Below are 12,470 nucleotides of genomic sequence, written 5' to 3' on the forward strand. Positions count from 1 at the left end.
TTGTTATTTTATTTATTTAATTAATGCTCTTAATAATAAGATATAAAAAAATATCTGCTTTGTCAATATGTATTTTTTAAAATTTTTAATAATATTTTTCTATTAAATATGATATACTATAAATGCGTATTTAATAGAATCAATATATGGAATGTAAATTTGTTATTTTATTTATTTAATCTTTTTAATAGAACTATATTAGAAATTATCTACTTCCAACTGAATGATATTATTACATCAATAATATCATTCAATGGTGAAGTAAAATGTACCTATTCATAAATAGTTTGCAATTTCTTCAATAATATCTCCCTTATGTTTATCTAGTTCTAAAATCTTCACCTTACTATCAATTCTTATTGCCCATATCTTAACTTCCTTATGACCTTTTAAATTTGCTTTAAAATTTATACTATTTTTATCTACTTCCGTTATTTTTTATTCAAAGAACAGTGATTTTCCTTTATACAAGTTAATTATTTTAGTAGCCTCTTCTATTATATCTTCTTTCAATTTATTAGGTTTAACGACATCTACATTACTTCCCATACTCATTACCCATGCTTTTATTTCTGGGTATCCATTCATTTTTGCTTCAAAAAGTATAGTCTTTGTATCCAATTCAGTTATTTTTTGTGACTTAGATATTTGTTTTTCTTTTACTATTTCACTCATTGGATAGAATATCTTCAATTCAAGATCAATAATTTCATCATTAAATATTCCAAATGACTTTTCCATAATTTCTTCAAACTTAAATCTATGCTTTATGTCAAACTTGTCTTTCATAACTTGATAGTCTAAGATTCTAGACAATTTAAAAAAACGTACATTTCTTGCACTTTCACAATACCCATAGAAATACGTAGCACCTTTATAGTCAAAAATACCATATGGGTTTACTATTCTTTCCTTTATTTCTAAACCATATTTCTTTAAGGATTTATATTTTATTTTTACTTTTTTTCTTTGATTTATTGCTAGATTAATATCTATCCATACTCTTTTTTCTTTTTCAACTATTTCATCCGATTCCTTCATTAGTTTATTGTGATAAGATATATTATCATCTAGGTGTTTTTCATAATTTAATATTTTACTCGTAAATATCTCGAACTTTGAACTATAGTGATATTTACCGCTTTTAATTGTTTCTTTTGCCATCTTTAAAGCACTTAACTCATCTTCCGTAAAAGATAGTCCATCTAGGTATCTCTTATTTTCTAAATAGTAACCTCCATACCTTCCTAATTTTGAACCTATGTATATACCTGCCATTTCTAAATCTTTTTTGTATTCTTTTATCATTCTTGAGCTTACTTCTAATTCACTTGCTATTTCATTGATTTTCATTATATCTCTCACTTGAAGTAAAAAATACATATTAAGTGCATTAGATATGCGAGACATCCCATCACCCTTTCAAAACGAAATAATTTCTTTTTACTAATTTTTTTGCCTTAATTAAATTTCTTGATTGTAAGCTAGTTTATACTCTGCCGTATATCGTACATATTCCACGTACTTCCTCAATTCCCTTTAAATTATTGACTTTTATCGGGTTCATTTTACTTTTAGTCCAATATTAACTTAAAATAACAATTAATTCGTTTTCATATACATTAAAGGGACGTTATACTTGTAATCCATACAATAACGTCCTTTTATTAATGGAAATAGTTTAAAACTTCAAATTGAAATAATTCTTCTGGTTCTTCTATCCCTTCTTATCTTTTTTATTTTCTTTATTCCAATCCTCAAGCTTTTTATTGTCTTTCATCTCTTCATTATCAACTATGCCATGTTCAGCAGCTATTTCATAGTTCACTTGATTAAAAAAGTTTTTATCAATTTTTCTCTTATTATCTTTGTCCTTTATTTTTATCACCTCAGATTTATTTTTTCTCTAATATATTGCTACATACAAGGCAATTTAAGGAATATCTATATTCTAATAATTTTATCTACAATATAAATAACCCATAGCATCAGCCATGGGTTATTTGCAATTTTTTACATAAACTTTCAAAAATAGAGATTTCTCACTAAGTTCGAAATGACAATATTACGCTTAAAGTGGCAATATTATTCTTAAAATAATTACTCTCTTACGCCTCTACAATAGTCCCACTCTCACCCTTCAAGGCTTCTTTAGCTTTGTCCAATGATGCTATAACTGCTTTTCTTCCTGGTTTTGATTCTGCGAATTCTATGGCGGCTAGGACTTTTGGTAGCATGCTGCCTGGTGCGAAGTGGCCTTCTGCTGCATATTTTCTCATTTCTTCTGTAGACACTTTGTCTAGCTCTTTTTGATCTGGTTTTCCGAAGTTAATTGCTACTTTTGGTACTGCTGTGAGTATAACTAGTATATCTGCATCTGTATCTTCTGCTAATCTTTGTGAGGCTAAGTCTTTATCTATAACTGCTGCCGCACCTTTTAGTCTTCCGTTTTCCTCTACTACTGGGATTCCGCCACCGCCTACAGTTATGACTACATTGTTGTTATTTATTAGAGTTTTTACTGTTTCTAACTCTACTATTCTTACTGGTTTTGGTGAAGCTACTACTCTTCTATATCCTCTACCAGAGTCTTCTACCATAACATAGCCTTTCTCTGCTGCTATTTTATCAGCTTCTGCTTTGGTGTAGAATGGTCCTATTGGCTTAGTAGGATTTTGGAACGCTTTATCATCCTTATCTACTACTACTTGGGTAACTATAGTTGCTACTGGCTTGTCTATTCCTCTGCTTCTAAGCTCATCTCCTAGAGCTTGTTGCATATGATAGCCTATCATTCCTTGACTCATTGCTCCGCATACATCAAACGGCATAGCAGGTGTTACATTATCTGCTACTTCATTTTGTATAACTATTCTTCCCACTTGTGGTCCGTTACCATGAGCTACTATTAGATTATAGCCTTCCTCTATTATATCTGCTAAATACACTGTTGTCTCTTTTACTACCGCAAGCTGAGCTTCTGCTGTAGCTTCGCTTCCTGTTGCCTGTAGTGCGTTTCCTCCTAATGCTACTACAACTTTTTCCATTTGCATCCCTCCCAGAAAATTATACAATAAGTTTAAATATAATGCCATATTTTTAAATTGACCTATAAAAAGCTTCTAACTAATCATTATAAGTCGGCTCTTTATGAAACCCATATACAAAAGCTTCTTGAAATTTAAAATAAGTGAGAGCTTTTCTGTGTATTATAAATATAGGCTCCTCCATAGGGGGAGCCTTTTATATTAAAGCGCTTTTTCATCTTTTAGACTTTGTATTTTTTCATCATCGTATCCTAATAGTTCCTTTAGGATTTCATCTGTATGTTGACCTAGTACCGGTGCTGGTGTTCTGACACTACCTGGTGTGTCGCTTAGCTTTATTGGTACTCCTGGCATCTTTAGCTTTCCTGCTACTGGGTGTTCTACTTCTACTATCATTTCTCTTGCTAGTACTTGTGGGTCTTGTATTACTTTATCTACTGTGTTTATTGGTCCATTTGGTACTCCTGCTTTATCTAGTAATTCTAGCCATTCTTCTGTTGTCTTCTTTGTCATTGGTTCTGCTATTAGTGGTCTTAGTTCATCATAGTTTTCGTTTCTTAATGGATTTGTTTTAAATCTTTCATCGTTTATTAGTTCTTCTGTTCCTATTACTTGACAGAACTTAGCCCATAGTACGTCGTTTCCTGCTGCTACTACTACTTCTCCATTTTTTGTATCGAATGGTTCAAATGGTACTATGGAAGGATGCCTGTTTCCTCCTGGCTTTGGTACGTTTCCTGTTACTACATAACGTGCTATTGCATTTTCTAGTATTGCTACTTGTGTATCTAGCATTGCCACGTCTACTTTTTGGCCTTTTCCTGTTTCATGTCTATTATTAAGTGCTGCTAGTATTCCTATGGCTGTAAATAATCCTGCATTTATGTCTGCTATGGATGAACCTACTCTTGTTGGCTTCCCATCTTTTTGACCTGTTATGCTCATTACTCCGCCCATTGCTTGTACTACTGCATCGTATGCTGCTCTTTTACTATATGGGCCTGTATGTCCATATCCTGATGATGCTGCATAAATTAGCTTTGGATTTATTGCTGATAGATAATCATATCCTAATCCAAGCTTTTCCATTGTTCCCGGTCTAAAGTTTTCTACTACTACATCAGCTTTTTTAACCATTTCTAAAAAAACGTTTTTTCCTTTTTCTGATTTAAGATTTATTGTAATACTTCTTTTATTTCTGTTAAGACTCATGAAATAAGCGCTTTCATTTTTTACATAAGGGCCAAAAGCTCTTGAATCGTCTCCTGTTAGTGGCATTTCTATTTTTATTATATCTGCTCCTAAATCCCCTAATATCATTGTTGCATAAGGTCCTGCTAATACCCTTGTAAGGTCTAGTACTCTTATATTATCTAAGGCTTGCTTCATTGTGTTCGCCCCCTTCATTTTTATTGGGATTCTTATCAAACGCTCAGAATGACAATTTGTCTAATTAAATAGCTACCCGCCAAAGGCGGGCAGTTATTTAATATATATTTCTAGTTAATTATTCAGCGTCAAATGCTACTATACGGCAGAATGCTGATTCTCCACCTTCAAATTTCCATGGGAAACAACCGATAATCATACGTTTGTTAAGTACTTTATCGATTTCTCCACCAAGGTTTTCAGCATGGATGATTTCGTGTGGTTGTGGGAATACTTGAATATGCATTGCTTGATATACGTTTGGCCATGGATAAATATCATTTAAGCCTTTTCCGTATTTTTCTTTTAAGTATTTGTCACAAGCTTCTGCTTCTCTTGGTTCCCAATCACGAATCTTAGTGTTCATTGGGTGGTCAGCAGAACCACAGTCAACACCTATCCAAGCTATTTCCATTTCTTTTACCCAATCAACGAAATCCATTGATGGTCCTGGATGTCTTAGCATATATCTTCTTTCGTCTGCTTCTGGTTGATCCCAGCCATATTTGTGGTATCCTGTATTGATGATAAGGATGTCGCCTTTTTTAACTTCTACTCTGTCCATAATATCTTGTGGAGTATAGATGCTGAAGTCTTCAGTTATATCTGATAAGTCAACTACAACTCCAGGTCCAACTAATTTGTTAAGTGGTAGAGAAGCGATGTCTCTTCCAGCAGTATCAAAGTGTAAAGGACCATCTAAGTGAGTTCCTACGTGATTAGATGTAGTAATAAATTGTCCATTAGCACCATTTGGTGACAATCTCTTGAAAAATTTAACTTGAAGTGGCTCATAAGTTGGCCATGGTGGTGTTAAATGGCTAGTATTTTGTGTTAAATCATACATTTTAACATTGTTCCAGTTTTGTAACATAATAAATTCCTCCTCGTATTTTTATTATTATTTTGGGACTTCATTTTTAATGATGAAGCCTATTTTGTTTCCTAGTTTATTTTTATAATTCGCCTTCAGCTTCTAACATTTCAACAAAAGCTTCTAGTGCATCTTCGAAACATTTCATAGGTGGATGAACTAATCCAGCTCCAACTTGACCTACACCGGCTCTATTACATGCAATACCTGTGTTGATTATTGGACGTATGCCTGTTTCGATAACCTTTTGTATATCTATACCCGTAGCTGACCCTCTGAAATCAAGAACTGGTATTTTATATGCATTATTTTCTGCTTCTGTTATTTCATACATTGATTTTGAGTAATTCATAGCATCTTGTGGAGTACCACCAACGAATTGTACTATTGGCATAGCTGCAGCCATTGCAAATCCACCAATTCCTGATGTTTCTGTTATAGCACTGTCTCCGATATCTGGGTTAGCATCTTTTTCAGTGTATCCTGGGAAATATAGTCCTTCTATCATTTCTGCTGGTGCTGTAAACCATCTATCTCCTAATCCTGCTACTCTTATACCAAATTCTGTACCATTTCTAGCCATTGTATATACTAGCGTACTGTATTTAACGCCTTTCATTGGCTCTAATGAACATTTAGCTGATGGCATTGTTAAGTTTAGGAAGAAGTGGTCATTGCTATGCATAAAGCTTAACACATCTGCTTTGATGTCATCTGAGAAATTAGTTTTTACAATATATGGAGCTAATTCTCTTATTAATAATGATGTACCTGCTTTATTTCTGTTATGTCCTTCATCACCCATTTGAACAACTTGAGCTATCATTGTTTTAAGATCTATTTCTCCAGAAAGCTCTAATGCAGCTTTAAGAACTGGTGCTAATGTGTTTTCCATCCATTTAAGTCTAGTTATAACTTCCTCGCCGTATGCTCCAAAACGAAGAACCTTTCCTAAACCTTCATTTAATGTACAGTAAGCATAGTTTCCAAAAGCTTTGTTTTGCACTATCCATACTGGCATTGAGTAAGTTACAACTCCTGCCATTGGTCCTACTGCATTACGATGATGACAAGGATCAAAAGTGATTTCTCCTGATTCTGCTAATTTAATAGCTTCTTCTTCATTTGATGCAAGACCTTCATATATAAGTCCGCCTATTACGGCTCCTTTTAGTGGTCCGCTCATCTTTTCCCATGTAACTGGTGGTCCAGCGTGAAGTATAGTCTTTTTAGTCATTCCAGGTAAATCTTTACCTGCTGTTCCTATTCCAACAAGTGTTGGCTGAGCATTTAGTAAACGTCCTACAGCCTCTTTATTGGCTTGTGCAATTTTTTCAGCTATCATTTATCTCACTCCTTAGAATTTTTATTATTACTTATAGTTATATCTATTTTAATTTAGATAAAAGTGAAGCCAACTTTTTGTTGCCACCTGCGGCAGGTCTCCAATTTACATGAATCGCAGACACTTCTTGCTTTTTTAAATCATTGTAGAATGATTCTAATCCTATATTAATAACTTTAAGTTCTTGCTTAAAAAGTTTATTTACATTTGACATTATCGTACCCTCCAAATCTATTTAATTTTGTTAAGGATAAGTCCTGTTAATCTTACAGCTTGTGCATTAGAAGGCATTACTATAACTCCTGCTTCCTCTAGTCTTCTTTGTGATTCTTCTAAGCTTTGTGGGTCATTTTCAGTACCACAAATTGAACCTACTACACAAAGGTATTTGCCTTTCTTAGCCATTTTTTCTTTAGCTTCTTTTATTGCTGGAAGCATTTCTCCTGCTGGATCTTCATGTGATCCATATCCTAGTACGAAGTCCATAAGCAATACAGCCATCTCTTCGTCGTCTCCTTCTTTCATAAGACGCTCTACTCTACCTATTGGATCAATCATTGGGTGAGGTTTTCCTCTTGTAAATTCATCATCACCAAAGTCAATACATGTATGTTCCTTACTAACTTTTGCGTTTTCCATCTTATATTCAGGAGTTAGTGGAATGTTAGAATAAATGTTTCCTATTTCATTGCTTAATAGCTTCATAGCCTCATCTGCCAATGTTCCACCAGTATAAAATGCTCTTAGATATTTCTGACCTTTATCTAATTTTTTAACTTCTCCATCTACTATCTTTTCTATCTCTTCATTTGATAGATCAAATCCTGCAAAATCTTTTGCTTCTTCTCCTCTTAACAGAGCAACTGCTTTTCTTGCAGCATCTTCAAGAGATACACATGCATGTGCGCCATATTTTTCTATTAGTTTTCTATCTCCGCCTATGAAATCTACAACAACTGGTTTAGGTGAATTTTCAATTGCTTTTAATACTTTTTCTGCCACTTCTTCTGCTGGTGGCTTAGAAATAAGTACTATGACTTTTGTATCAGGGTCATTTTTCAATGCTTCAATTCCTTGTAGCATCATAAGACCGCCAATTTCTGATTTTAGATCTCTACCACCAGTTCCTATTACTTGAGATACACCTTCACCTAGTTTATCTATTATAACTGTAACTTCTTGAGTACCTGTACCTGATGCTCCTACTACTCCTATATGTCCTTTTTTAATTACGTTTGCAAATGCTAATGGTACATTGTTTATAATAGCTGTTCCACAGTCAGGTCCCATCATCAGTAGACCTTTTTCACAAGCTAATTCTTTAAGTTCCTTCTCATCTTTTACACTTACGTTATCACTGAAAAGCAATACGTGTAAATTATTGTTTAGCGCTTTCCTTGCTTCTGCAGCTGCATATTCTCCTGCTACTGATATAACTACTATATTTGATTCTGGATCATGGTTTATAGCAGATTCTAAAGTTGGTGGCTTGTAATCTGAGCCGCTATTGCTTTTCTTTGCACTAAGTAGTCTCTCTACTTCTGCACTAATAGTTTCTATTTCTACACTGTCATCTGCAAGAGCACTTACAAAGAAATCGTTTGGAGTAAGTTCTCTTATATCAGCATGTGATATTCCAAGGTTCTCAGCTAATTCTTTATTTAACTCAGTTCCCATCCCAACAAGAGCTTCTTCTACTCCGCTTATTTTTTTTATTTCTTTTGAAATAATCATTAATGTAACTGAGTCATAATATGTGTTTTTTCTTATTTCATATTTTACACTACTCATGAATATACCTCCTAAGTATTAATTAAGCACTATACAGCTTCCTATATATATGCCTGAAATCATATCTGTTCCTGAAGTTTCTCCAAAATCAGCAACCTTTTTTAAGCATTCATAGAAAATATCAATAGAGCTATCTGTCAGTAAAGATACCATAAGATTTCTAACATGTTCATTTACTTCTCCTACTGAAGAGTACATCAGCATCTTTTCGCTGACTAAAGTTGTCTTGTTTTCTATGTCCTTAATGATAGCCTTGTTAACCTCATAAGCCTTTTTATCGTCATAGTTTAGATAGGATGATAAGTAAATTTTTGAAACCATGATACCTGATAAAAAATCATCCATAGAAGGTGTAAGGCCTATTCCATAGCCTACTATCCTACTAGCTCTTAGAGAAATTTCATCAATATTTTCTTTTATATAGCTATCAATAAAAGCTAAAAATCTTTCCTTAATAAATTCTTCCTTTTTACTGACAGCAATACTATCATCCAATAAAAGCTCTGCACCCTTTAAATTACCTTCAAGAGTTTTTAAAAGCGGAACAATTCCATTCTTTTTTCCTTCTTCTAGTATGAATATACCCATTTTATTAAGCTTTCTAAAAACGTTTTCCATAGAATCCCTTGTTAAATTTTTGTCTGTAAATAAAAGGGGACTCTTTTCCCATAAGGCAGCCTTATCATAATAAATCACAGTATTGTTTTCTTTAATCAAAACAAAGTCATCATAAAATTCAAGCTTCTGTCCTTGCTCAAGACCTAAATCTAAAAATGAAATCTTTTCTGCAATTTTTATAGAATTTGGTGCCATAGGTTTATTTGGGCCTAGAAATGAAATGAGCTGATTATCTTGGTCTAATACATTAAAACTACTATCAAATACTGAATGAATCTGTCCTTTCAGGCTATTTCCTTGTATAACCTTGTATAGCTTCTTACAGATACTGGATGCATTCATTATATCAATCCTTCAAAAGTTAACTAATTTGTTCTTTAATAATATAATATCCTATTTATGCAGCTATTTCTTTATATAGTCTACCTAAATATTAACCCTTTGCTTTGTAAGTAGTTCATAAAATGAAAAAAACTTCCCCAAATTAACGGGAAGTCTTTATTATTTACGGTTTGGTCTTTCGTTTTCTTGCATTTCTAAAATCTTTAAAGATATTTGGAAGTTAAGTCTATCATTATAGTTTTCAAAGTCTATACCTGTTATTTCTTTTATTCTTTGAATCCTATATATTACAGTATTATAATGGGTGTACATCTCCTCAGATATCTTTTTTAAATTTCCTGCACACTCGAAATATTTTTTTAGAGTTTCTATTAGTTCAGTTCCTTTTTCATTGTCATATCTTACTAAAGGCTCTAGTATTTCTTTATAAAACTGTTGCAGCTCTGGCTGTAATTCTTCATACGAAAGAATTCTAAATATACCTAAATCATCGTAATGAGTTACTTTTTTCTCATAAGATCTTTTCTGACATTCTACAGCTCTATTAGCTTCTCTATAGCCCTTCCATAAATCATGAGTATTTTTGTAGTTCCTTCCTACTCCAATAGAAACTTTATCGTTAATATACTCATATTCTGCATAGCTTAATATCTCATTGCAGAAGGAATTAATATCTTGTTTGATTTTTGCCTCTTTAGTTTCTATTTCAGTCCCGAAAAGAATTATTATACTATTGCTTTTATTGCCATATATAATTCTTTCCTTCCTATTTCTTGTTATCCTGTTTATAATACTTAATAATCTGACATTTATCTGCTGCAGAAAACCATTGGTATCAGGATTATATTGGCTATATTTATCACTGTCGCTTAAAGAAATAACTATTACAGAGTATCCCAAATTACTGTCAAAGTCAAAATATGAAGCTCTTTCTAGCGCTTTTTGATGTCGATTCTCTTCACTTGAAAATAGATCTTCAAAGAACTCAACCTTATGCTTGCTTTCAATCTCAAAAATAGATTGCTTTTTATAAAGATCTAGTGCAATAATTGGTGTAGAAGCCTCTATTACTGTTAATTCCACAGGAGTAATTTGTTTTTTATCCTCCCATATATATATACATCCATACTCTCTATCCTTTGTAAAAATAGGAATAGTCAATCTATCTACCTTTTCTCCGCCTAATATGTCAGAATGCTTTGTATGAAGAAATTTCTCACCAAATCCATAATTGAATTTTTCCTTTTTCAAGCTGTCGGCTTCGACAATCGTTTCGATATGTTTTTTCTTATCTTCATCACAAAAAATTACACTCGTTTCAAAAAGATATTCTTTTATAGCCATTGAATTTTCGTCAATGCTTTCATATAGTGCTTTAGCTATTTCTTTTAGGCTACCACCGCTTAGCATTAAGTTTATTAGCTTATTATGGGTATTGTCTATTCTGTAAAGTATATTAGTTTGATTATTCACAATCTCTGTTAAGGCATCAGCTATAATGGAAGAATAGGAAACCTCAAAAGGTATCTCTATTAAAGAAAATCCAAGCTCATTTGCTACTTTTAGGGTGTTGTCAGGGATTTCATTTATATATCTTTTGGTCTTGATACCCATACCTGCCAGTCCTTTTTTGTTTAGCTCTGATATAAGCTCATCAAGCCTTGTCAAATTATCTTTTATTGAATAGGCTGTCGTAAGCAGAAATTCACCATCTTCAACCCAATTTACTATATCTGGTACTTCCATTACATTTAATTTTGTTATCCTTCTATCTAGTCCGCCTTCTCCCGCCAAAATCTTTGCATCTTTCATTATCTCAAGCTCTAGCAATTCTTTTACTGTAATTCCAGAATATTTGTACATTTTAACACCCCGCTTTACTATATAATACCCAAAAAGCTTAGCTACCAATCTAAATATAAAAGCCTTTTTTCACATAGACTAACACATAAGCCACAGCCTGTACATTTTGAGTCGTCTATAACTATTATATCATTTTTTAATGAAATGGCGCCGTATATACATGATTTTACACATTTACTACAATTATCTACTGTGCATACTCCCTTGACCTTTGCGATATATGGCTCTATAGGTATCTCCTCAAAGGATTTCAAGGATGCCAATGCTTGTCCTCTGATATCTTCTAAAGAAGAATAGCCCTTACACTGAAGCCAATTTTCTAAATCTGCTAGTATTTCTCCAATTCTACCATATCCGTTCATAATTAAGGATGTACAAAGCTGTACAGTACTTGCTCCTAGCATTATAAATTCAATAACATTTCTATAGTTCTCTATTCCACCAATACCAGAAACAGGTATCTTTACGGCCTGAGATATACTGGCAATTGCGGCCAAGGCTATAGGTCTTATGCCTTCTCCTGAATATCCTCCATAGGTAGGCAACATTACCTTAGCTCTATCTATGTCGACTCCAATAATAGATCTTATAGTGTCTATGGCACTAATAGCCGAGGCACCAGCTTCTTCTACAATATGAGCTAAAGCTGTCAAATTGCTTACATTAGGAGAAAACTTCACCATAACTGGGATACTAACTGAATCCACTGCCATTTTAGTCAGATTATATAGTCTTTCCATATCACTTATAAGGAGTTCTACCCCTTCTCCATGAGGAATAGATATACCTAGTTCAATAGCATCTACTCCAAAACGTTCTACCTTTTTTGCTATATATGCCATTTCTGAAGGCGTATGAGCCAATATGTTTGCTATAATTGCTGCATCTTTTTCTTTTACATAGTATATTTCCCTTTCCCACTCTTCTAGAGTTAAGTTGCTATATAGCTCGATATTCTGCATTCCAAAGGAATTAGCCGCTATTCTTGGTCTGACGTTTTGCCTTACTTCATTAGTTATTGTTTGAGTCACAACTGCACCAGCTCCTGCTTCAATAGCCTTTCTTATCATACTGCCACTACCAGACAAAGGACTTGCTGCCACTATTATAGGATTTTTTAATTTAATCCCCATAAAATCTACTGATAGACTCATAATATCAC

Annotated in this window: 11 protein-coding genes; all 11 read right to left on the minus strand. The window is 33.2% G+C overall.

Translation table 11 applies throughout. The features are described from left to right. Window positions 1-438: 438 nt before the first annotated feature. Window positions 439-1,410, minus strand: a complete 972-nt coding sequence (locus QO263_RS16455) for a helix-turn-helix transcriptional regulator (RefSeq protein WP_285623738.1) — start codon at window positions 1,408-1,410, stop codon at window positions 439-441. 307 nt (window positions 1,411-1,717) lie between these two features. Next, window positions 1,718-1,888: a hypothetical protein gene (locus QO263_RS16460; protein WP_285623740.1), complete on the minus strand. Its 171-nt coding sequence runs from the start codon at window positions 1,886-1,888 to the stop codon at window positions 1,718-1,720. A 220-nt stretch (window positions 1,889-2,108) separates the two neighbouring features. Next, window positions 2,109-3,047 (minus strand): carbamate kinase, encoded by a 939-nt coding sequence (arcC, locus tag QO263_RS16465; RefSeq protein ID WP_285623743.1) that lies wholly within the window; start codon window positions 3,045-3,047, stop codon window positions 2,109-2,111. A 201-nt stretch (window positions 3,048-3,248) separates the two neighbouring features. After that, on the minus strand, window positions 3,249-4,436 hold the full coding sequence (locus QO263_RS16470) for a CaiB/BaiF CoA transferase family protein (RefSeq protein WP_285623745.1): 1,188 nt from the start codon (window positions 4,434-4,436) through the stop codon (window positions 3,249-3,251). A 118-nt stretch (window positions 4,437-4,554) separates the two neighbouring features. Then, on the minus strand, window positions 4,555-5,349 hold the full coding sequence (locus tag QO263_RS16475; RefSeq protein ID WP_285623748.1) for a cyclase family protein: 795 nt from the start codon (window positions 5,347-5,349) through the stop codon (window positions 4,555-4,557). Between the two features lie 82 nt (window positions 5,350-5,431). Continuing rightward, window positions 5,432-6,694, minus strand: coding sequence for a YlbE family protein (locus QO263_RS16480; protein WP_285623804.1), 1,263 nt, complete (start codon window positions 6,692-6,694; stop codon window positions 5,432-5,434). A gap of 43 nt (window positions 6,695-6,737) precedes the next feature. Next, window positions 6,738-6,908 (minus strand): fdrA domain protein, encoded by a 171-nt coding sequence (locus tag QO263_RS16485; RefSeq protein WP_285623807.1) that lies wholly within the window; start codon window positions 6,906-6,908, stop codon window positions 6,738-6,740. 17 nt (window positions 6,909-6,925) lie between these two features. Beyond that, window positions 6,926-8,485: an acyl-CoA synthetase FdrA gene (fdrA, locus tag QO263_RS16490; protein ID WP_285623810.1), complete on the minus strand. Its 1,560-nt coding sequence runs from the start codon at window positions 8,483-8,485 to the stop codon at window positions 6,926-6,928. Window positions 8,486-8,503: 18 nt separating this feature from the next. Continuing rightward, window positions 8,504-9,445: an oxamate carbamoyltransferase subunit AllH family protein gene (locus tag QO263_RS16495; protein ID WP_285623813.1), complete on the minus strand. Its 942-nt coding sequence runs from the start codon at window positions 9,443-9,445 to the stop codon at window positions 8,504-8,506. Between the two features lie 159 nt (window positions 9,446-9,604). Next, on the minus strand, window positions 9,605-11,308 hold the full coding sequence (locus QO263_RS16500; RefSeq protein ID WP_285623817.1) for a PucR family transcriptional regulator: 1,704 nt from the start codon (window positions 11,306-11,308) through the stop codon (window positions 9,605-9,607). Between the two features lie 41 nt (window positions 11,309-11,349). Beyond that, window positions 11,350-12,462, minus strand: a complete 1,113-nt coding sequence (locus QO263_RS16505; protein WP_285623820.1) for a nitronate monooxygenase — start codon at window positions 12,460-12,462, stop codon at window positions 11,350-11,352. Window positions 12,463-12,470 lie beyond the last annotated feature (8 nt).

Origin of the sequence: Proteiniborus sp. MB09-C3 (assembly GCF_030263895.1) — a bacterium.
In the GTDB taxonomy this organism is placed as follows: Bacteria; Bacillota; Clostridia; order Tissierellales; family Proteiniboraceae; genus Proteiniborus.

Bases quoted from the DNA above. Each gene is read 5' to 3' on its own strand.
- QO263_RS16455 (WP_285623738.1), bottom strand. From the start codon at position 1,410: ATGTCTCGCATATCTAATGCACTTAATATGTATTTTTTACTTCAAGTG.
- arcC (WP_285623743.1), bottom strand. From the start codon at position 3,047: ATGGAAAAAGTTGTAGTAGCATTAGGAGGAAACGCACTACAGGCAACA.
- QO263_RS16470 (WP_285623745.1), bottom strand. From the start codon at position 4,436: ATGAAGCAAGCCTTAGATAATATAAGAGTACTAGACCTTACAAGGGTA.
- QO263_RS16475 (WP_285623748.1), bottom strand. From the start codon at position 5,349: ATGTTACAAAACTGGAACAATGTTAAAATGTATGATTTAACACAAAAT.
- QO263_RS16480 (WP_285623804.1), bottom strand. From the start codon at position 6,694: ATGATAGCTGAAAAAATTGCACAAGCCAATAAAGAGGCTGTAGGACGT.
- QO263_RS16485 (WP_285623807.1), bottom strand. From the start codon at position 6,908: ATGTCAAATGTAAATAAACTTTTTAAGCAAGAACTTAAAGTTATTAAT.
- fdrA (WP_285623810.1), bottom strand. From the start codon at position 8,485: ATGAGTAGTGTAAAATATGAAATAAGAAAAAACACATATTATGACTCA.
- QO263_RS16495 (WP_285623813.1), bottom strand. From the start codon at position 9,445: ATGAATGCATCCAGTATCTGTAAGAAGCTATACAAGGTTATACAAGGA.
- QO263_RS16500 (WP_285623817.1), bottom strand. From the start codon at position 11,308: ATGTACAAATATTCTGGAATTACAGTAAAAGAATTGCTAGAGCTTGAG.
- QO263_RS16505 (WP_285623820.1), bottom strand. From the start codon at position 12,462: ATGAGTCTATCAGTAGATTTTATGGGGATTAAATTAAAAAATCCTATA.